The sequence below is a fragment of the Kineosporia babensis genome, from assembly GCF_021129305.1.
Lineage (GTDB): Bacteria > Actinomycetota > Actinomycetes > Actinomycetales > Kineosporiaceae > Kineosporia > Kineosporia babensis.
Window position 1 is genome coordinate 31,347 of record NZ_JAJOMB010000024.1, and the last position, 20,380, is coordinate 51,726.

Below are 20,380 nucleotides of genomic sequence, written 5' to 3' on the forward strand. Positions count from 1 at the left end.
GCATGAGCACCCAAGCCCCCAGCGCCGTCGTCACCGGGATCGGGGTGGCTGCCCCCAACGGCCTGGGCACCGAGGACTTCTGGGCCGCCACCCTGCAGGGCCGCTCCGGGATCCGGGCCGTGGAACGCTTCGACACCAGCGGCTACCCGGCCCGGCTGGGCGGTGAGCTGCCCGATTTCGACCCGGCCGAGCACCTGCCCGGGCGGCTGATCCCGCAGACCGACCGGATGACCCAGATCGCGCTCACCGCCGCGGCCTGGGCGATGGACGACTGCCGCCTCGCCGAGGACACCTACGACACCGACGAGATGGGGGTGGCCACCTCCAGCTCGTTCGGCGGTTTCGAGTTCGGTCAGCGCGAACTGGACAAGCTGTGGTCCGAGGGCCCGGAGCACGTCAGCGTCTACATGTCCTTCGCCTGGTTCTACGCGGTGAACACCGGGCAGATCTCGATCCGTCAGGATCTGCGCGGACCGGCCGGTGTGGTGGTGGCCGACCAGGCCGGCGGTCTGGACGCCCTCGCCCAGGCCCGGCGCAGCATCCGCAAAGGGTCCCGGCTGATCGTCTCCGGCGGGGTGGACAGTTCCTTCTGCCCCTACGGCTGGGTCTCGCGGATGAGCGACGGCGGCCTCAGCCCGGGTGCCGATCCGGACAGCGCCTACCTGCCGTTCGACGAGCGGGCCAGCGGCTACGTACCCGGGGAGGGCGGCAGCATCCTGGTGGTCGAGGATGCCGACACCGCCCGGGCCCGCGGTGCCCATGTCTACGGCGAGATCGCCGGTTACAGCGCGACTTTTGATGCGGCGGCGCACCGCGGCGGCGTCCCCGGGCTGCGGCGCGCCGTGCAGAACGCCCTGCGCGACGCGGGTGAGCCGGCCGAGCAGATCGGGGTGGTGTTCGCCGACGGCTCGGGCGACCTGGCCCAGGACGAGGCCGAGGCGGCGGTGATCCGCGAGGTCTTCGGGCCCGGGCGGGTGCCGGTGACGATCCCGAAGACGATGACCGGGCGGATGAGTTCCGGAGCGGCTCCCACCGACCTGGCGTGTGCGCTGCTGGCCATGCGCGAACGGCTGATCCCGCCGACCATCAACGTCCGGCCCGGTTCCGCCCCTGGCCTCGACCTGGTGATCGACCGACCGCGCCCCTGGGAGCCCCGGGCCGCCCTGGTGATCGCCCGCGGCCGAGGTGGTTTCAACTCGGCCATGGTGCTGCGGCCGGCCCGAGCCTGACCACCCGGTTACCCGAAGCAGAAGGAGAACGCCGATGAGCACACCGATCACCCTGACCGACCTGGAAGACATCATGCGCCGCTGCGCGGGTGAGGACGAGACCACCTCACCGCTGGAGCAGGGACCGCACGAGCCCTTCGACGAACTCGGGTACGACTCGCTGGCCCTGCTGGAGACCCTGAACCACATCCAGCGCGACTACGGGGTGCAGATCTCGGACGACGAACTGGACTCGGCCAAGACCCCCCGGCAGCTGCTCGACCTGGTCAACCGCCGGCTCGGCGTGGCCTGAGCGTGATCGCCTCACCGCCCCGGCGGGCGGCTCTGCTGATGCCGGGTCAGGGCGCCCAGTACCCGGGGATGGGTACCGGGCTCTACCGCCGCCTGGAGCCGTTCCGCACAGCGCTCGACGAGGTGTTCGACGCCCTGGGGCCCGCGGGAACGGCGCTGCGCGAGGACTGGCTCAGCGCTGCCCCGCGGATCCCCAGCGACGACGCGCGCAGTTCTCAGCCGCTGCTGTTCGCGCTGGACTACGCGCTGGGCCGGGTGCTGCTGGAGCTGGGCCTGCAGCCGGTGTACGCCCTCGGCCACAGCGTGGGGGAACTGTCGGCGGCCGCGCTGGCCGGGGTCTTCGACCTGCGCGACGCCCTGGCCATCCTGCAGCAACGGGTGGCGGCGGTGGGATCGGCCCCGGCGGGTGGCATGGTCGCGGTGGCCGCCACCCGCTCCGAGATCGAGCCGCGGCTCATCCCGGGCGTGGATGTAGCGGCCGTGAACGCACCCCGTCAGGTCGTGCTCGCCGGGCCTCGGGAACCGCTGCAGGCCATGGTCCAGGCGCTTCGCGAGGACGGGTTCACCTGCGCGCCGGTGCCCTCGCAGGCACCGTTCCACAGCACCGCACTGCGGCCCCTGGCCGATGCGGCGCTCCCGCTGCTGAAGTCGATTCCGGTGCACCCCGCGCAGCTGAGCATCTTCTCGGGTTACACCACCCAGCCGCTGGGCCCGGAGCAGACCGAGGACCCGTCCTACTGGGCCGCGCAACCCGTGGACCCGGTGCTGTTCTGGCCCGCCCTCAGTAATCTCAGCGAGCACGAGCCCGACGTTCTGATCGAGTGCGGTCCGGGCACCAGCCTGATCACGCACGCCCGGCGACTGCCCGCGGTCCGGAACGGCCGCTGCGCCGTGGTGTCGCTGCTGGGCCCGCCGCGCAACGGCCCGGGCGCCGAGTTCGACCACTTCAGCGCGGCCATCACCGCCCTAGTCCCAGGGCAGGACTACATCGGCGGGTGAGGCCAGGGCAGCGTTCTCCTGAGCCAGGGCCCGGGCCCGCTGCGCAAAACCGTCCTCGTGCAGGATCTTCAGGCTGCTGGCGGCCAGCGCCGACACCGGTTCGTGCTGCGCATCGGCCGGCACCGTCAGGGCTGCCCCGAAGTCGGTCAGCGCCTCGGCGATCGCCTGGGTGTGCATGTTCGGGGGCACGATCACCTGGGGCACCCCGGCTTCCAGCAAAGTCATCGACGTAGTGGCGCCGCCGTGGTGGATCGCCAGGTCACAGGCGTGCGCGACCACATCCAGCGGGATCCAGCCCACCTGCACATGCGGCCCCATCGACGGGCCCAGCTCCTGGGCCACCGCCTGGGTCGCCGCGATCAGCACGTCCATGCCCTCGCTCACCAGCACGGCGGCCAGGTCGCGGGTGGCCTCGGCACTCAGCATCCGAAAGTGCGTGCCCGAGGTGATCAGGACGCGCGGGCGCGATCCTCGCCGGGCGTACATCCAGGGCTCCAGGCGGCGCTGCGGGTTGCGCGGCACCCAGCGCATCAGCTGGGCGTCGGGAAAACCCTTGCTGCGCAGGGATGGCGGGCTGGTCTCGATGAACTGGTCAGGCTGCGGGAGCTCGCCCAGTCCCCCGTGCTGCAGGCCCTGGGCGGCGCCGCTGTCGATGTCCTCCAGCGGGATGCGGAAGTACTCGGCGTGGCGGGTGTAGGGCACCCCCCTTTGGCGGGCGAGCAGGCCGGCGCCGTAGCTCATCGACCCGCCCACCACCCGGTCCGGTGGCCAGTCCTGAGCCAGCTGCAGCAGGGCTTCCCGGCCGGCGCCGGCCATCCGGGCGAAGGCTCGCCCGACCCGTACCTGATTCTCGCGCGCATCCTGCGGTGCCGGGCCGGGTTCCATGAAGTGCCGGATCGCCTGCGGCATGATCGCGACGGCCGGGATCTCGAGGTTCTCGACGAAGCCGATCAGGGGCTCGTTGGCCGCCATCACGACCTGGTGGCCGGCGTTGCGGGCCGCCGCCACCAGCGGGGCCATGGCGTAGACGGTGACCTGGCTGCCGGTGGCCACGAACAGGATCCTCATGCGCTGCAACCCTTTTCCGCAAGGGCCCGGCCTCAGGCCTGGGCGACGTCCATGATGTACTGCCCGTAGGGCGACTTGGCCAGGCGGGCGCCCAGGCTGAAACACTCGTCCTGGTCGATGTAGCCCATCCGCCAGGCGATCTCCTCCAGGCAGGCGATCCGCACGCCCTGGCGCTGGTGCAGCACCTGCACGTACTGCCCGGCCTGCATCAGGGCGTCGTGGGTGCCTGTGTCCAGCCAGACGAAACCCCGCCCCAGCTGTACCAGGCGGGCCCGGCCCTGCTCCAGGTACACGCGGTTGACGTCGGTGATCTCCAGTTCACCACGCTCGGAAGGCCGCAGCCCCCGGGCGATCTCCAGCACCTGGTTGTCGTAGTAGTACAGCCCGGTGACCGCCAGGTTGGAGCGGGGCTTGAGCGGTTTCTCCTCGAGCGAGACCAGGTTGCCGAACTCGTCCACCTCGCCCACGCCGTAGCGCTCCGGATCGCGCACCGGATGCCCGAACAGCACACAGCCCTGCACGTCACGGGCCAGCGACTGCAGCAGGCCGGCGAACCCGGCGCCGTGAAAGATGTTGTCCCCCAGGATCAGGGCCACCGAGTCGTCACCCACGTGGTCGGCCGAGACCAGGAACGCGTCGGCCAGGCCGCGCGGGTGCTCCTGCTGCGCGTAGCTCAGCCGCAGCCCCAGCGACGAGCCGTCGCCCAGCAGGCCCTCGAAGGTGGCCCGGTCGCGCGGCGCGGTGATGATCTGGATGTCGGTGATCCCGGCCAGCATCAGCACCGACAGCGGGTAGTGGATCATCGGCTTGTCGTACACCGGCAGCAGCTGTTTCGACAGCGCGAGGGTGACCGGGTGCAGCCGGGTGCCGTGGCCCCCGGCCAGGATGATCCCCTTCACGACTGCGGGGTGGCCTCGACCACGAAGCGCCCCCGGGCGTTCTCCCCCGAGGCGGTGACCTTCAGCCCGGCGGCCGCGGCCATCGCCGTGAACTGGGTGAAGTTCCTGGTCCGGCCGCCGTTGAGGACCATCAGCAGCAGCCCGGCCCGGCTGGCGGCGGCACCGGCCGAGACGCCTCCGACCACCACCACCCGGCCGTTCGGGGCAGCGGCCTCGGCGCAGCCGCGCAGCAGTTGTGTGGCCGGCTCGTCGGACCAGTCGAGCAGCACGCGGGCCAGCAGGTACACGTCGCCGCCGGGCGGCAGCGGGTCGAAGAAACTCTGCCCGCTCACCTGCACCCGGTCGGCCACTCCGGCGGCCTCGAAGATCTCGCCGGAGCGCTCGACCGTGCGCGGCAGGTCCACCAGGGTGCCCTGCACGTGGGGGTGCGCCTTGAGGATCTCGGCGAGCATCCCCCCGGTCCCACCACCGACGTCCACCACGCGCCGCACCGAACTCCAGTCGTCGTGCAGCAGCACGTCCGGGTCCGGCACTCCCGCACCCTCGTACCCCATCAGGGAGTCGTAACTGGCGGCGAGCTGAGGGTTCGCCTCCAGATCCTCCCAGAACGGACGTCCGTAAACGGTTTCGTAGGTCGGCTTTCCGGTACGGACGGCGGACAGCAGTCCGCTCCAGGCCCCGGCGATCCGGCCGCCGTGGCCATCGAGGTCAAAACCCCGCAGCGGGCCGGGTTCCAGCAGCACCCGCGCCGCCTCGTTCAGCCGGAAGCGTCCCTCACCGGGTTCCTCGAAGACCCCCTGACCGACCAGGTGCCGCAGCACCCGCGCCAGCGACTCGGCGTCACTGCCGGTCTTGGTGGCGAGCTCGCCGACCTCCTCGATCCCGCCGGCCATCTGCTCGGCGACGCCCAGCGTGGCCACCACGCGCAGGCTCCAGGGAGTTGCCAGGTCGCTCAACGCTGCGACATTCGCCTTGCCCGGCATGTCCGGCACGGACTACCTCCACACTCAGAGTTCGGTCTGGTCTGGCGTCGGATGCTGACCCCCGCCACGACTCGAAGGCTAGCCAGGCCACATCCTCCCGGCACCTTCGACATTGCCTGCGGTAGAAGCCTTCTTGCGGCGGGCAACCTGGAAGAAGACTTCCCGCCCTGGCCCGTACCAGGATGTCGCCCGGAAGGCTGCGGCGCCGGCCGGAGGAAGGGAGCTGCGCTTGTCCGGGTCCACGGACTTGCACGTCAGGCTCGGACGCACCGGACTGCTGGTGAGCCGGCTGGGCCTGGGAACCGTGAACTTCGGCGGCCGTCTCGACGAGGCGCAGGCCCACCGCCTGCTCGATCACGCCCACGAGCGGGGCATCAACCTCGTGGACACCGCGAGCGTGTACGGCTGGCGGGTGTACAAGGGCTGGACCGAAGAGGTGATCGGGCGCTGGGCCGCCCGCGGGTCCCGCCGCGACGACGTGATCGTCTCGACCAAGGTCGGCCTGCCGATGAGCGATGTGCCGAACGACTCGGGGCTGTCGCTGCGCAACATCGTGCGGTCCTGCGAGGCCTCGCTGCGGCGGCTGCAGACCGACTGGATCGACCTGTTCCAGATCCACCACGTCGACCGCAGCGTCGCCTGGGACGAGATCTGGCAGGCCATGGAGCTTCTCGTCCAGCAGGGCAAGGTCCGCTACGTCGGGTCCTCCAACTGCGCGGGCTGGGACCTGGCGGCCGCTCAGGAGAGCGCGCGCCGACGCGGGGTGACCTCGCTGGCCTCGGAGCAGTGCCTGTACAACCTGGCCACCCGCGAGCCCGAACTGGAGATCCTGCCCGCGGCCGAGGCCTACGGCATCGGGGTGCTGGTCTGGTCGCCCCTGCACAGCGGGCTGCTCTCCGGAGTGCTGGCCAAGCAGGCCGCGGGCGAGGCGGTGAAGTCCGCCCAGGGTCGTTCGGCAAGCGCCCTGGCGCAGCACCGGGACCAGATCGCCGAGTACGAGAAGGTGTGCCACGAAGCCGGACGGCCGCCGGCCCAGGCCGGGCTGGCCTGGGTGCTGTCGCGGCCTGAAGTGAGCGGCGCCATCATCGGGCCGCGCACCACCGAGCACATCGACGATGCACTGCGGGCCTGGCAAGAACCCCTGAGCGAAGACCTGGCAAGTCAGCTGGAATCGCTGTTCCCGGCTCCCGGACGCGGTTTTCCCGCTCCGGACGCCTGGATCGGCTGAGGCCACCGGAGGGAGAGCAGGATGACCGAGAGCCCCACCAGCCCTAGGTACACCGATCCGCTGATCGTCCCGCACGAGTCGACGGCCGAGCGGGAGTCGCGCGAGCAGCTCACCGAACTGCTGCGCGAGAGCCCGGTCCCGCCGGAGTACCTGATCGACAACCTGCCCGTCTACCTGCGCCGGGGCCAGCTCAGCGACCTGCTGACGATGGACGCGCTGTACCGGCAGGTGCGCGAGGTGCCCGGGGTGATCATGGAGTTCGGGGTGCTGCACGGCCGTCATCTGGCCGCGTTCACCGCGCTGCGGGGCATCTACGAGCCGCAGAACTCCCTGCGCCGGATCATCGGTTTCGACACCTTCACCGGTTTCCCCGACATCAACCGGGTGGACGAGGTGAGCCCCAGCGCCGTGGTGGGCCGTTTCCGCACCAGCGAGGAGTACCCGCAGCATCTGCGCGAGGTGCTGCGCGCCCACGAACTGGGTGAGCATCTGGGCCACGTGCAGCGCAGCTTCGTCGTGCAGGGTGACGTGCGCGAGAGCGTGCCGCGCTACCTGGAGGAGAACCCGCACACCGTGATCGCCTTGGCCTACTTCGACCTGGACCTGTACGAGCCCACCCGCGACGTGCTGCGGATGATCACGCCGTACCTGGCCAAGGGCTCGATCGTGGCCTTCGACGAACTGGCGCACCCCAAGTGGCCGGGCGAGACGGCCGCCCTGCGCGAGGTGCTGGACCTGTCGCAGGTGCGGCTGGAGAAGATCGACGGACGCGAGCCCCCGGTGATCTACCTGCGCTGGAACTCCTGATGGGCAGCCCTGCGAAGAGCCAGAAGAGTGAGGGGTACTGATGCGGTTCACCGAGATGTCGATCGCCGGGGCCTACCGGGTCGATCCGGAGCCGTTCCCTGACCGCCGGGGCACCTTCTTCGAGGCGGTCAAGAGCAGCGACCTACGGGCCGCCAGCGGCTGGGACCTGATCGTGCGGCAGGTGAACTTCTCGGTCTCGCGCAAGAACACCCTGCGCGGCATCCACGGCACGACGGTACCGCCCGGGCAGGGCAAGTTCGTAACCTGTGTGCGGGGCCGGGCGCTGGACATCGCGGTCGACATCCGCCTGGGCTCGCCCACGTTCGGGCAGTACGAGGTCACCGAGCAGAGCGCCGGGTCGGGTACCGCAGTGTTCCTGCCGGACGGGATCGGGCACGCCTTCCTAGCCCTGAGCGACGACACCTCGATGTGCTACCTCTGCTCGGCCGAGTACGTGCCGGGCACGATGATCGAGATCGACGCGCTGGACCCGGAACTTGCCCTTCCCTGGGGTCTGACCCAGGAGCCGATCCGTTCGGACAAGGACGCGGCGGCCCCCACGCTGGCCCAGGTCGCCGCCAGTGGTCGCCTGCCCACGTTCGAGCAGTGCCCGCCGGTCCCGGTCCGGGCATGAGCGCCCCGGCCGTTCGGGTCGGGGTGCTCGGGTGCGCGAGCATTGCGTTGCGGCGGATGCTGCCGGCCATGCAGGAGACCAGGCAGATCGAGATCGTGGCGGTGGCCAGCCGGGACGCCGACCGGGCGGTGCAGTTCGCCACCCGGTTCGGCTGCGCGGGCGTGGTCGGCTACGACGCCCTTCTGGCCCGCGACGATGTGGAGGCCGTCTACATCCCGCTGCCCTCGGGTCTGCACGCGCACTGGGCGGCACGGGCCCTGGCGGCCGGCAAGCATGTGCTGTCGGAGAAGCCGCTGACCGGCGAGCAGGCCGTCGCCGAGCAGCTGGTGCAGCAGGCCCGGTCGCAGAACCTGCGGCTGACCGAGAACTTCATGTTCCTGCACCACCACCAGCACCGGGCGGTGCGGGACCTGCTGGCCGCCGGAAGGATCGGCCGGCTGCAGGTCTTCAGCGCCAGCTTCGGCATCCCGCAGCTGCCGGCGCAGGACGTGCGCTACAACCCGTCCCTGGGCGGCGGTGCGCTGCTGGACGTGGGCGTGTACCCGCTGCGGGCGGCCTCGTACTTCCTGGGCGGCTCGCTGCAGGTACTCGGGGCGGTCCTGCGCCGCGACCCGGTCACCGGAGTCGACGTGGCCGGGCACGTGCTGCTCACCACGCCCGAAGGGATCAGCGCCGAGCTGTCTTTCGGGTTCGAGCACGCATACCGTTCGGGCTACAGCCTGTGGGGCAGCAGCGGCCGGCTGAGCCTGGATCGCGCCTTCACCCCTCCCCCGGATCTGAAACCCGTGATCCGGCTGGAGCAACCGGCCCAGACCGAAGAGCTGACCTTGGAACCGGACCACCAGTTCCGCAACATCGCGCAGTCTTTCGCGGCCTCGGTCCGGCAGGGAACAGATCCGGACGGCTGTGGTGAGGACCTGATCGCGCAGGCGCGGTTGATCGAGCAGGTCCAACGGCAAGCCCAGATGGTAGACGCCTGAGGCACCGGTGCTTTTCGGCACCGGTGCCGTCCCCTCGGGTCTACCTCAGAACCGACAGCAGCGATCGGGCCTGCACATTGACGTAGCGGCTGTGCCCGGCTAGCAGGCTCAGCTGCGCCGGTGTGACCCAGCGATACCCCGGCGGGGCCTGGGCCGGCGTGCTCGACTCGTCGGTCTCGACGATGAGGTAGCGACTTTCGGCGTTCAGGAAGCGTCCGCCCTCTTCGGAGTGCATCGCCGAGTACCGAATCCGCCCGGCGTCCGGGTTCTCGAAAAGATCCAGAAAGCGAGGACGTTCGGACGCCGGCAGACGGGTGTAGTTGGCTGGGACGCACTGCACCGTGGGCCCCAGTTCGGCGGTGTCCAGAAATCCGCCCTCAGCCCGCGCGTTCACCAGCACGTGGCCCACCCCGCCGAAGCTGCGCCAGGCGAAGCCGACCACGCCCGGGGCCACCGGCTCGATCAGCGGCTGGCTCCAGCCGGCCACCTCACGCCCGGCTCCCTCCACCGCCACGGCCACCACCCGGAAGAACCGGTGGTCGCCCCGATGGATGCTGTGCGAGTCCCGCAGCCACCCCTCGATCCCGTCCAGGGGCCGCAGGTGTGCGTCCAGGGTGAGCCGGCTGCGTTCTCCGGTGAACCACGACATCACCTCGGTGTCGGAGGAGAGCGCCTGCTGCCCGTCGACCCCCAGCGGGGCACTGGCCAGCACGGTGCGAGCGTCCATGTTCACCACGTTGTCCTGCTGCAGCAGGGCTTTCAGCTGACCCAGGGTGAACCAGCCGAAATCCTCACCCAGCAAGGGGACGTCCCCGCTCACCTCGACGATCAGGTTGCGGTTGCGCTTGCGGTAGAACCAGGAGCCGTGTTCGGACTGCAGCACGTCGGTGATCACCTGGTGCGGCCCGGCCTGCAGGAAGTGCTCCAGATAGCGCACGTTCGTGCCGCCGTGCGCCTTGGTGTAGTTGCTGCGGGTGGCCTGGACGGTGGGCGAGAGCTGCACCAGGTTGGGGTTGCCGGGCTCCATCTTGGCCTGCATCAGGAAGTGCAGCACCCCGTCGAACTCCTTGGCCAGGATGCCCAGGATGCCGATCTCCGGCTGCACGATGATGGGCTGCTGCCACGAGGACTGCGGGCCGCGCACGTCCAGGCCCTCGACGGTGAAGAACCGGCCGCTGTGGTGCCGGAGGTTCGAGCTGCCGGGCTCGAACGACCACTGGTCGAGCTCGGCGAAGGGAATCCGGCGGACCTGGGCACCGACCGCCCTGCGGCGGGCCTCGAGCCAGGCGGGCACCTGCTCGCTCGGCATCCCGATCCCCTCGCCGGCCCGGGCCGATCGGGCCAGGCGGTCACCGACGGCCCGGCCGGAGCGGGGCTTGAGCACAGTGGGCGTGGTCACGGTCGATCAGCGCTCCGTTCCGGTCGGCGGCAGGTCACTCCCATCCTGAGGCGGGCCAGCCGCGACCGGCACCTTCGACAATGCCCAGGTTGCGCCGGAGGCAATACTTTTCAGTGCCGCAACCTCACGGAAGCCAGGCTCCGTCGCGCATCAGGTCCCGGCCGGCGATCTCGTTCACCTCACGCCAGGCCTGGATCCGCTGAGGACGGATGTGGAAGAACGGGTAGGGCTCCTTCTGCGCCCGGGGGTCGAACCCGGCCTTGGCCGCGAACGCGTCCCCCACAGCCTTGGTGGGCCCAGGAGCCGGCAGCGCCCGCACCACCCCGTCGACCATCACCACGTCCCGCACCTGCCCCACTCCCAGCCGCACCCGGCCGTTGGCCAGCAGATTCCGGCCGGTGACGGAGTTGCGGGGAGTCGAGACCAGGAAACCGGCACCGTCCCAGAAGAAGGACAGCGGGATCAGGTAGGGCCCGTGCGTGGCGTCCGAGGAGGCCACCCACAGGTCGATCTCGTTCTCGAACTTGGCCAAGGTGTCCTTCACCCGCTGGTCGTGCTCACGGGGTGGGGCCTGACTCATTATGCCTCCGTAACTCCGCTCGTCTGGGCCACCGACCGCAGTGCCTGCGCGGCCCGGCGTACGCTCTCGACTCCGTGCGAGCGGTGCAGCACGAAACGTACGTACCCGGTGGGAAGGGACAGTACGCGAACGCCGTGCTCACTCAGCCGAGCGCTGCACTCCGGGGAGGTCAGGCCCGCGAGTCGCACCATGACCAGGTTCGTGGGATGCCGCGAGCGCAGCACCTGGGCCCCGGGTACGTGGCTGACCTCGGCCCGCAGCTGGGCGGCGGTGGCGTGGTCCACGGCCAGGTCGGGCAGGCGGCCCAGGGCCCGCAGAGCCGGCGCGGCCAGAACCCCGCTTTGGTGCATCGTGCCGCCCAGCCAGGCCCGGAGCCGTCGGGCCTGCTCGACGAATTCCTCGCTCCCGCACAGCAGGGCCCCGGCCGGAGCGCCCAGCCCTTTGGACAGCGCGAAGGTGACGCTGTCGGCCGGCCCGGCCAACGCGGCGGGTGGGCAGCCGAGCGCCACTGCAGCGTTGGACAGGCGGGCGCCGTCCAGGTGCAGGTGGGCGCTGTGTTCGTGCACCTGCTCGGCCAGGGCCTGTGTCTGTTCCAGGGTGATGGCGTTGCCGGCGTGCATCATCGCGGTGTTCTCCAGACCGACCACCGTGGGCCGACCCGCGTCCTTACGCAATTGCTTTTGCAGGTGTTCCTGGTCGGGCACCCCGTCCTCGTCCTGCTCGCAGGTCTGCAGGTCGATGCCGCCGAAGCTCTGCAGCCCCTCGGCTTCGAGGAAGCCCATGTGGCTGTGCTCCCCGACGATGGCCCGGGGCGCCCGATCGCCCGCACCGTTGCTCGCGTGGGTACGTACGGCGAGGAGGTTGGCCATCGTGGCGGTGGGGGTCAGGAGTGCCTTCTGCGTGCCGAGCAACTCCGCTCCGGCCGTCTCCAGGCGGATGACGGTGGGGTCGTCTCCGTAGACGTCGTCGCCGACCTGAGCGGAGGCCATGGCCGAGCGCATCGCCGGGTCGGGCAGGGTTCGGGTGTCGCTGCGAAAGTCCAGGCAGGGCGGCGAATCGGCCATTGCTCAGCCGCCCGGCCGGTGGGCCACCCACACGGCCCGGGCCCGGGTGTAGCCCTCGACCGCGTGCAGGCCCAGTTCTCGCCCGTAGCCGGACTGGCCCAGCCCGGACACGCTGACGCTCTCCTCGGTGTCTCCCCAGGTGTTGGCCCACACCAGGCCGGCCCGGAACGCTCGCACGAATCGTTCCACCCGTTCGGTGTCGGTGCTCCAGACCGAGGCGGACAGGCCGTAGGCGGTGTCGTGGGCCAGGTTCAGGGCCTGGGCCTCGCTGGTGAAGGTGGCCACCGACAGCACCGGGGCGAAGATCTCCTCCCGCCAGGCGCGTGCCGAGGTCGGCACGTGGTCCACGATCACCGGGTTGACGAAGAAGCCACCGTCCAGCTCGTGCCGAACCCCCGTCGCGGATGCGGGCAGCACGATGCGCGCTCCCGACGCCTCGGCCTCCTCGACGATCTCGGCCGTGCGCTCGAGGGCGGCTTGCGTGATCAACGGACCCAGGTCGGTCTCCGCGTCGCGCGGCCGCCCGGGCCGTAGGGCGCCGGCAAGTTCGGCCACCCGGGTCACGAACTGCTCGTGGATCGGCTCCTCGACCACCAGACGCGTCCCGGCCACGCACATCTGCCCGGTGTTGCCGGTGAAGGCGTTCACCACCGCGCGGGCGGCGCCCTCCAGGTCGGCGTCTGCGAAGACCACCACCGGGCTCTTGCCGCCCAGTTCCAGCGACACGGGTTTGATCGCCTCGGCGCAGCGGTGGGCGACTTCCCGGCCGGCTCTGGTCGATCCGGTGAAGGAGACCATGTCGGTACCCGGGTGGTCGCACAGAGCCTGCGCGACCTCGGTGCCGCCGTAGACGGCACTCAGCACGTCCGGGGGCAGCACCGTCTCGGCCCTCTCGACCAGCCGATGGATCGACAAGGGCGTCTCCGGAGCCGGTTTGACCACCACAGTGTTGCCGTAGGCCAGGGCGGCAGCGAGCTTCCAGGTGGCAAGGAGCAGGGGGTAGTTGTTCGGGCAGATGGCCGCCACCACGCCGACCGGCACGCGGTCGGAGTACACGCGCATCCCGGGGCCGGCGGGGTGGGTCTGCCCCTGGGGGTACAGACTCGCCGCGGCGAACCAGTCGAGGACCCGCACCGCGAAGTCCACCTCGCCGAACGCCCGGGCCGTGGGCTTGCCGGTGTTGCTCTGCTCCAGCTCGGCGAAGGACACCCGCTCGGCCCGCACCAGATCGGCGAGTGCCCGCAGCCGGTCGTGCCGCTGGGTGGGCGTGGTCCGGCTCCACGTGTCTTCGTAGGCCGCCCGGGCGCGCTTGAGCGTCTCGTCGACACCCGCCGCCGTGGTGTCGGGCAGGTGCTCCACCACGCTGCCGGTAGCCGGATCGAGCACCGCCCGGGCCTGCTGCTGCGAGCGCGTCACGCCAGGACCTCCTCGTGACCGGCCAGCCGCAACGCACTGTCGAGGCGGCCCACCGTCTCGGCGAAACCGTCGCGCCCGAGACCGGCACCCGCGCTCGCGAGCAGCCGCAGGTCGTACCCGTCCGGGTGCCGCCACACCGCTTCGCAGGCGCCGAAGTCGCGGTCCACGTAGCCCAGATGCACGGTGCGCCCGCCGATCTGGGCCACCTCGCGATGCGCCGGGTGCTTCTCGGGCCGGGGCGGGAACTGCAGCCGTCCGGCGCCGGTGCGCTGCAGCAGCAGCCGCAGCTCGGCGCCGGTGTCGCTGAGGTACACGATCTCGAGTTCGCGAGCGCCCCCGGCGTCGCCGAAGGTTGCCGCGCTCTGCACCCGGAACCCGCCCACCGACGTCGGCAGGCCCTGACCGGAGACGAACCGGGGCACCTGGGCCGTGGCCACCCACTCACCCTCGTGCGAGCGTCCTTTGCGTTCCATCACGAACACGCCGGTCGGCACCGACACCATGTCCACCGGGTAGCGGGCCCAGTAGCTGAGCTCGTGGAACGGGGTGGCCAGGACCCGGGCCGGTACCGGCTCCTGCGCCGGGCGCAGGCCCGCGAACAGCTCGCGGATCTCGTCGTCGCCGAAACTGCCTTTCAGGACGGACATCTCCACGGTGGTGCGGGCCATGCGGGCGCCGGCTCCCGGGTGGCCCAGGTAGTCGGTGCCCAGCCACACGACGCGTCCCTCACCGATCGGTACGGCCCGGGTGGGGCTGCCCCACAGGCAGGGGTGGTCCACGGCCGGGAAGGCCCAGTCGTACAGGAACTGCTTCAGCCGCAGCCGTCGGCCGCCGCCGCTGATCTCGGTGCGGTAGGCACTGGGGTTGGCGGCGCTCCACGGCGTGCGGCCGGCGGTGTGCTCGGTCCGCCCGGGCGGTGCCTCCCGCCGCAGGGTGCCGATCACCTCGTTGCACCCGTCCGGCAGCGAAGTCGGTTGCCAGAGAACGAAGTTGCACCATTCCTGAGCCTCGGCCTCGGGCATCCGGGCCGGCTGAGGGTCCATCTCCTGGGCATCGGTGAGCGTGTTCCACTGCCAGGTGGGGTGGCTGGCGGTCATCAGGCCTCCTGCGGCGGGGTGGGTGGTGGGCCGGGCCAGGTCGGCGAGCCAGGCGGAACTGGAGGCGAGGAACATCCACTCCCCCACGCCCAGGCGCCGGCGCAGCTGGGCGGGCAGGGGCGGCAGGCCGAACGGCATCCCCAGCTCGTCGGCCTGCTGCGCGAGCAGGTCCAGGTAGCGCGGATCGGTCGGCGAGGGAAAGCCCTGCTTGGGGCGGGCGCGCACCGAGGCGGGCAGCAGGTCGTCCAGGGCCGACTTCAGCAGGTCCTTGTGGCTTCCCGGCTGCTGCGAGTACTTCAGGTGCTCGGGGGCACGGAAGGCCAGCTCGGCCAGCGTGACGTCCTGGAACACCGGCCGGTCCTCCAGCGTGAAGCTGCTGGACGTGGCGTCCACCATGTCGTTGACGTAGACCAGGAAGCGTCGCAGCAGGTGATGGCGGCCGCGCTTGAGCGGGTCGAGGGCCGGCAGCGAACGGTACTCGGCCAGCACCCGCTCCCAGACCTGCTCGTGCACCTCGCCCAGGTTCACGTCGAGCTGCCGGGCCAGCCAGCCGATCAGCTGGGCCCACACCGGGCGCTCGCGCGCGTGCAGGTGGTGGGTGAGGTAGTGCCGGGCGTGCAGGTGCGTGGGGGCGGCCGGGTCGACGATCGGGAAGTAGCCACCGTCCTGGTAGCCCCACAGTTCGTCGGCTCCGTGCCCGGAGTACACGACGACGTTCCCGTCGGCGCTGATGCTGCGGTAGAGCTGGTACATGGCCAGTTCGGCGCCGTGCAGCAGCGGGCGCATCAGCCGGCCGGGCAGCACGCTCACCAGGTCGGCGGCGGTGCGGCGGTCCAGGTCGCAGACGGTCAGCGGGGTGTCCAGGAGCTCGGCGACCTCCTGGGCGTGCCGCGCGTCCTCGCCCGAGCCGCCGATGCCATCCTGGTAGCGCACCACGTAGGCCTGTACCGGTTCCCCGGCCGCGCGCAGGCCCGCCAGCACCGCCGTACTGTCCACGCCGCCGCTGAGCACGGCCGCCCGGGGCACGTCGGCCGCCCGGCGTTCCTGCAGGGCATGGTCGAAGGCCGCGCGGATCTCCTCGGCGCCGACCGGGGTGTCCTGTGGCTCGATGCTCCAGAACCGTCGTGTGTGCAGGCGGGGCGCGGTGATGCTGAGGTACTGGGCCGGGGGAAGAACCCGGACGTCGCGCAGCCAGCTGTGCTCGTCGGCGGCGTCCATCCGCACCCAGGAGCGCAGCACGAACTCGGCGGGGTCGACCTCGGCGCCGACCAGACCGGTGCTGAGCAGGGCCTGGGGTTCGGAGGCGAACAGGATGCCGCCCTCGGTGTGGCTGTAGACCAGCGGCTTGACCCCGAAGTGGTCGCGGGCCAGCACCACCTGCCCGGTGACGGTGTCGTGCCAGGCCAGCGCGAACATGCCGGACAGCGCGCGCAGCGCCGCGGCCGGATCGGCCGAGCCGTGGATCTGCTGCAGCACGAACTCGGTGTCTCCCGGGCTGCGCGGCGACCACTGCGGCGCCCGGGGATCGCGCGAGGAGTACACCTCCCCGTTGTGCACCAGCACCGTGCGCCCGTCGGGCGAGGTCATCGGCTGGTCTCCGGCCGGACTGCGATCCCGCACCGCCAGGCGCACGCTGGTCAGCATCACGCCGGCGTCGGCACTGACGTACGGGCTGGTGCTGCCCTCACCCCGGTGGGCCATGGCCGCGTTCATCCCCCGGCCCAGCGCCTGCAACCAGGACCGGTCGTGGGGGCCCTGCAGGCTCACGAAGCCGGCTATCCCGCACATGCCAGCGGTTCCGGATGCTGCGGCCAGATCTCCTTCAGCGCCGCCAGGGCCTCCACGACGACATGCTCGATGCCGTGGTGGCCGCCGGCGTGCTCGCGGTAGCGGTGCGGCAGCCCGTGCTGCTCCAGGGTGGCGTGCAGAGCCCGGGCGCCCCAGTGCATCCCGTACTCGTCGCGCTGCCCGACATCGATGTGCAGCAGCGCCAGCGACGACAGGGCGTGCACGTGGTCGGCGACCATCCGCACCGGGTCGTGCCGCAGCCACTGCTGCCAGACCTCGTCGCGGAAACGGCCGGTGACCGGATCGCAGACGAACGCCTGCCCGGCCGTCAGCCCGGCCCGGGAGGAGTAACACACGCCCATCGCCACCAGGCTCATCGCCACCATGAAGGACGCGTCGTGCGGGCCGCTCTCGCGCTGCGCCAGCAGGTGCTCCAGCCCGCCGGCCGCGCCCAGGTGGTCCAGCACCGACGGCAGCAGCGGCAGGTAGCAGTGCTCGAACCCGGCGTCCGGCGAGTGCGCCAGCACCGAGCCGAACAGCGGTGACGTCATGCCCGCGATCAGCGCCCCGTACCCGCCGCTGGACTTCCCGGCGACCGCCCGGGCCCGCCAGCCGGGCACGGTGGCGAACCGGTGGTCCACCACGTCGACCACCTCGGCCAGGTACTGCGCGTAGGCCCCGCAGCCGGGTGAGTCGATGTACTGCGAGCCGCCGAAGGCGGTGGTGCAGTCGGGCACCACCAGCAGGGCGGCCGGGACGCTTCCCTCGAGCATCGCCTGGTGCAGCCGCCGGATCGGGGCGGAGCCGAAGGCGTAGGGACGGGTGGCCAGGGTGGGGCGGGCCCCGAACCCGCTGAGCCAGTAGACGACCGGGTAGCTGCGGGACTCGTCGTAGCCCGGCGGCAGGTGGACCTCGACGGTGCGCCGGAACGGATCGCCCAGCGGGTTGTGGCGCAGGCACTCGCTCTCGTGCTCCACCAGCAGCATCTCGCCGGCGCTCACCGTCCGGCGGCCTTCAGGAAGCGCTGCACGTGACGGGTGTAGTGGGCCGGGTGGTGGAAGACGGCCGAGAGCAGGTTGCTGTCGCTGGCCCAGAGGGTGAACGAACTGCCGTAGAGCAGCTCGTCGTGCAGCAGGGCTTCCAGGGTGCTGGCCGCGATCTCGGTCCAGCTCTCGGTGCCGGTGAGGTGTTCGCGGGCGGGACCGGACCCGCAGCGGGTGATCCGCGCGGCCACCGGATCCAGCAGGAAGGACGTCTGTTCCCCGTCGTCCTCGTACAGCGAGATCACGTGGCCGCCGGCCCCGGCGTCCAGGGCGCGGTACCAGAAGTCGGTGGCCACCAGGCGTTGCAGCAGGTCGGCCAGCAGGTCCTCGGCGCCGCGGGACTGCCGGCCCACCCGGTCGACGGCGGGGTCGAAGGCCGGTACCTCGATCTGCGGGTCCAGAGCCACCTCGGCGTAGACCTTCTCGAAGTCGTAGGCCTGCGGGCCGACCGGCCCGTCAACCCGTTCCACGCTTCCCGGGCCCACCTGAAGAACCTGCCCCGGCCCCCACAGCAGTCCCTCGCGCTGCAGTTCCTGCAGCCGTTGCCGGGCCTCGACCGGCGTGAACGGGAACATCGCGTGGTTGCACCAGTCGTACTCCGGGCCGGTCTCCGCGCTCACCCGCCACCCGAAAGACGAGGGGATGGTGACGGCGGCCGGGATCGCCTGCACGTACCGCTCGAACGTGGCCTGGGCCCGGGCCCGCACCGCCTCCGCGTCGCCCACCGGCCGCCGCTCGGTGAGCACCCCCGGCGGAGACACGCTGTGGGCGGGCAGGAACAGCGCGTCCACCCGCGGGGCGTCGGGCTGGGCGAACGCCTGCACCGTGCTCTCGTGCAGGATCGAGTCGCCGCACAGCAGCACACTGGCCTCGGGGGTGCTGACCAGCACGCTCATCTCGGGGAAGGGCACCGCGGAGGGAAACGTCCGCAGGGTGGCCCCTTCCAGTACGACGGTCTCGCCCGGGCGGACCGGCCGCAGCTGCTCGAAGCCGAACCGGCGCAGGGTCCAGGCGATGGCCTGGTGGCCGAGCCCGGAGGCGGTCAGCCGTGGGGGCAGCGCACCCGTCGGGTAGATGCAGGTGATGTCGGCGGTACGGTGCGGGCTGTCGTCGAAGTCGACCTCGCTGTCCTCCCCCAGCCGCAGCAGGGAGGGGAAATGGTGGTGGTCGAAGTGGTGGTGGCTGAAGACCACGTGGTCCACCCCACCCTCCAGCACCTCGTCCACCAGCGGGGCGGGCAGCGCCGGATGGTGCTCCCAGAACCGGTCCAGGCGCTGGGTGAGCCAGGGATCGAAAAGGATGCGCTCGTGGCCGGTCTCGACCAGCACCGCGGCGTGCCCCAGCGACGTCAGGCGCATCAGTCCCTCACCTCGTAGACACAGCGGAATCCGACCTCGTTGTGCCGGTCGGTGATCAGGTCCTTGCCGCGGTAGAACGTGGTCAGGCAGGTCTGCGGGGAGGTCCAGGTCCCGCCGCGCAGCACGTGGAAGGCGTCCTTGCGGTTCATGAACTCCAGCGGGTGACGTCCGCGGAAGAACGGGTCCATGTCCTGGCCGGTGTAGAAGTTGGTCCGGGTGAGTTCCCAGACGTTGCCGGACATCTGCAGCGCGCCGTACGGGCTGGCCCCCTCGGGCAGCGCGTCGGCCGGCAGCACCGGCCGGGCGGGGACGCTGTCGGAGGTGATGGTCACCAGCAGGCCCTCCAGCTCTTCCAGGTCCGAGACCTCGCGGCCGAAGGAGCGCTCGACGTAGTTGACCCGGGCCGGGTCCCAGTCCTCGCCCCACGGGAAGCGGCGGCCGTCCGGGCCGCGGGCCGCCTTCTCCCACTGCACCTCGCTGGGCAGACGCCCGCCGGCCCAGTTCGCGAAGGCCCAGGCGTCGTACCAGTCGATCCCGACCACCGGCGCCTGGTCGGCGTTGAAGCGCGGGTCGTGCCCGTGCACCGGCCGGTGGGAGCGCTCGAGCGGCTGGTCCGGATGATCGAACTCACCGCTGCCGTCGACCTCTTCGAGGAACTGGCGGTAGCGGGCGTTGGTGACCGTGGTCCGGTCGATCAGGAAGGCCGCCACGTCCACGATCCGTGAGCCCTCGTCCTGGGTCATCCGGAACGGGCCGGGATCGACACCGTCCGCACCGATCACCGCCGGCCCCTGCGGCACCAGCACCGTGTCGCCGAAGCGGGGCGCCCGGGTGCGGGCTCGTTCCAGCTGCTCGCGCATCCCGGAGAAGTACTCGTCCTCCAGCCGGCGCAGCTCCTGCGGGTCGCGGGTGCCGAACACGGCGATCAGGGCCTGCTTGGTCAGGGCCGCCCCGCAACCGACCGGTTTGCGGGTGAAGTCGGGCCGGGTGAAGTTGCTGGGCCAGCCGGAGATCCGGATCAGGTCCGGCACGGCCACCCGGATCCGGTACTGGGAGATGGTTTTCAGCGCGGTGAAGGCCACCCAGTCCACGGTGTCGTGGGTGCCCGCGGCGATCGCCTCCTGAGCCCGCGCGTCGGCGGCGTGGTGCTCGGCCAGCAGACGCACCGCCGCCGCTCGCACCGGCCACTGCGGATGCGCCACCACCAGCGAGCGCAGCAGCTCCAGCCCGGCCGGACCGGAGGCCTGGCGGCGCCCGAGCTCGATCACCGCCTGGATCGAGGCCCAGTAACGCTCGTCGTGGGAGTCGTCGATCTGCAGCAGTTCGGCGGGGATCTCGCCGGCCGGGGCCACCCGGTGTCCAACCACGCGCATCTCCTTCGTCCGGGCACCGCCCGCACGGAGTTCACCTCCGCACGGGCGGCACTGTTCAGTCACATCGGTCGCGCGGACCGGCGAACTACCACTTGGTGGTGTCCTGGTCCTCGTCCCGCGTGTCCATGAAGTCGCCGTCAGACA

General features: G+C 71.2%; 18 protein-coding genes. 7 read left to right on the plus strand and 11 right to left on the minus strand.

The window, feature by feature from the left end; translation table 11 throughout:
• Positions 1-2: 2 nt before the first annotated feature.
• Genes LR394_RS32935 through LR394_RS32945 form a run of 3 tightly spaced genes read left to right on the plus strand, consistent with a single transcriptional unit; the run spans position 3 to position 2,519 of the window.
• Positions 3-1,229 (plus strand): ketosynthase chain-length factor, encoded by a 1,227-nt coding sequence (locus LR394_RS32935; protein WP_231448533.1) that lies wholly within the window; start codon positions 3-5, stop codon positions 1,227-1,229.
• A gap of 34 nt (positions 1,230-1,263) precedes the next feature.
• The gene (locus tag LR394_RS32940; protein WP_231448534.1) at positions 1,264-1,521 is read left to right on the plus strand and encodes an acyl carrier protein; all 258 of its coding nucleotides are present in this window, start codon (positions 1,264-1,266) and stop codon (positions 1,519-1,521) included.
• Between the two features lie 2 nt (positions 1,522-1,523).
• Complete coding sequence (locus LR394_RS32945; protein ID WP_231448535.1) at positions 1,524-2,519, plus strand: acyltransferase domain-containing protein; 996 nt, start codon at positions 1,524-1,526, stop codon at positions 2,517-2,519.
• On the opposite strand, the gene LR394_RS32950 is transcribed toward LR394_RS32945, so the two are convergent.
• From LR394_RS32950 to LR394_RS32960, 3 genes are read right to left on the minus strand one after another with little or no spacing between them, the layout of a single operon-like run.
• Positions 2,487-3,587 carry a glycosyltransferase gene (locus tag LR394_RS32950; RefSeq protein ID WP_231448536.1) on the minus strand — a complete coding sequence of 367 codons (1,101 nt, stop codon included), beginning with the start codon at positions 3,585-3,587 and terminating at the stop codon, positions 2,487-2,489. The two genes, LR394_RS32945 and LR394_RS32950, sit on opposite strands and share 33 nt — an antisense overlap.
• A 32-nt stretch (positions 3,588-3,619) precedes the next feature.
• Entirely contained in the window at positions 3,620-4,486 is an 867-nt protein-coding gene (gene rfbA / locus LR394_RS32955) for a glucose-1-phosphate thymidylyltransferase RfbA (protein ID WP_231448537.1), read from the minus strand.
• On the minus strand, positions 4,483-5,469 hold the full coding sequence (locus tag LR394_RS32960; protein WP_231448644.1) for a methyltransferase: 987 nt from the start codon (positions 5,467-5,469) through the stop codon (positions 4,483-4,485). Before LR394_RS32960 ends, rfbA begins: the two co-directional genes overlap by 4 nt.
• A 229-nt stretch (positions 5,470-5,698) precedes the next feature.
• Between LR394_RS32960 and LR394_RS32965 the strand changes: the two genes are divergently transcribed.
• Genes LR394_RS32965 through LR394_RS32980 form a run of 4 tightly spaced genes read left to right on the plus strand, consistent with a single transcriptional unit; the run spans position 5,699 to position 9,118 of the window.
• Positions 5,699-6,697, plus strand: coding sequence for an aldo/keto reductase (locus LR394_RS32965; protein WP_231448538.1), 999 nt, complete (start codon positions 5,699-5,701; stop codon positions 6,695-6,697).
• A gap of 21 nt (positions 6,698-6,718) precedes the next feature.
• Positions 6,719-7,504: a class I SAM-dependent methyltransferase gene (locus LR394_RS32970; RefSeq protein ID WP_231448539.1), complete on the plus strand. Its 786-nt coding sequence runs from the start codon at positions 6,719-6,721 to the stop codon at positions 7,502-7,504.
• A gap of 40 nt (positions 7,505-7,544) precedes the next feature.
• Positions 7,545-8,138, plus strand: a complete 594-nt coding sequence (locus LR394_RS32975) for a dTDP-4-dehydrorhamnose 3,5-epimerase family protein (protein ID WP_231448540.1) — start codon at positions 7,545-7,547, stop codon at positions 8,136-8,138.
• Positions 8,135-9,118 carry a Gfo/Idh/MocA family protein gene (locus tag LR394_RS32980; protein ID WP_231448541.1) on the plus strand — a complete coding sequence of 328 codons (984 nt, stop codon included), beginning with the start codon at positions 8,135-8,137 and terminating at the stop codon, positions 9,116-9,118. The genes LR394_RS32975 and LR394_RS32980 overlap by 4 nt, the downstream gene beginning before the upstream one ends.
• 40 nt (positions 9,119-9,158) lie before the next feature.
• Here the strand turns inward: LR394_RS32980 and LR394_RS32985 are convergent, their stop codons facing one another.
• The 8 genes from LR394_RS32985 to LR394_RS43365 form a co-directional block, all read right to left on the minus strand.
• A complete protein-coding gene (locus tag LR394_RS32985; RefSeq protein WP_231448542.1) occupies positions 9,159-10,517 on the minus strand; it encodes an NDP-hexose 2,3-dehydratase family protein in 1,359 nt (452 codons plus the stop codon).
• Between the two features lie 124 nt (positions 10,518-10,641).
• The gene (locus LR394_RS32990; RefSeq protein WP_231448543.1) at positions 10,642-11,097 is read right to left on the minus strand and encodes a pyridoxamine 5'-phosphate oxidase family protein; all 456 of its coding nucleotides are present in this window, start codon (positions 11,095-11,097) and stop codon (positions 10,642-10,644) included.
• A complete protein-coding gene (locus LR394_RS32995; RefSeq protein WP_231448544.1) occupies positions 11,097-12,161 on the minus strand; it encodes a threonine aldolase family protein in 1,065 nt (354 codons plus the stop codon). The genes LR394_RS32990 and LR394_RS32995 overlap by 1 nt, the downstream gene beginning before the upstream one ends.
• Positions 12,162-12,164: 3 nt before the next feature.
• Positions 12,165-13,577 carry an aldehyde dehydrogenase family protein gene (locus LR394_RS33000; RefSeq protein WP_231448545.1) on the minus strand — a complete coding sequence of 471 codons (1,413 nt, stop codon included), beginning with the start codon at positions 13,575-13,577 and terminating at the stop codon, positions 12,165-12,167.
• Complete coding sequence (locus LR394_RS33005) at positions 13,574-16,441, minus strand: asparagine synthetase B family protein (RefSeq protein ID WP_231448546.1); 2,868 nt, start codon at positions 16,439-16,441, stop codon at positions 13,574-13,576. The genes LR394_RS33000 and LR394_RS33005 overlap by 4 nt, the downstream gene beginning before the upstream one ends.
• Positions 16,442-16,449: 8 nt before the next feature.
• Positions 16,450-17,463: an alpha/beta hydrolase-fold protein gene (locus LR394_RS33010; protein ID WP_231448547.1), complete on the minus strand. Its 1,014-nt coding sequence runs from the start codon at positions 17,461-17,463 to the stop codon at positions 16,450-16,452.
• On the minus strand, positions 17,460-18,863 hold the full coding sequence (locus LR394_RS33015; protein WP_231448548.1) for an MBL fold metallo-hydrolase: 1,404 nt from the start codon (positions 18,861-18,863) through the stop codon (positions 17,460-17,462). The genes LR394_RS33010 and LR394_RS33015 overlap by 4 nt, the downstream gene beginning before the upstream one ends.
• Entirely contained in the window at positions 18,863-20,230 is a 1,368-nt protein-coding gene (locus LR394_RS43365) for an SUMF1/EgtB/PvdO family nonheme iron enzyme (protein WP_231448549.1), read from the minus strand. Before LR394_RS43365 ends, LR394_RS33015 begins: the two co-directional genes overlap by 1 nt.
• Between the last annotated feature and the right edge of the window lie 150 nt (positions 20,231-20,380).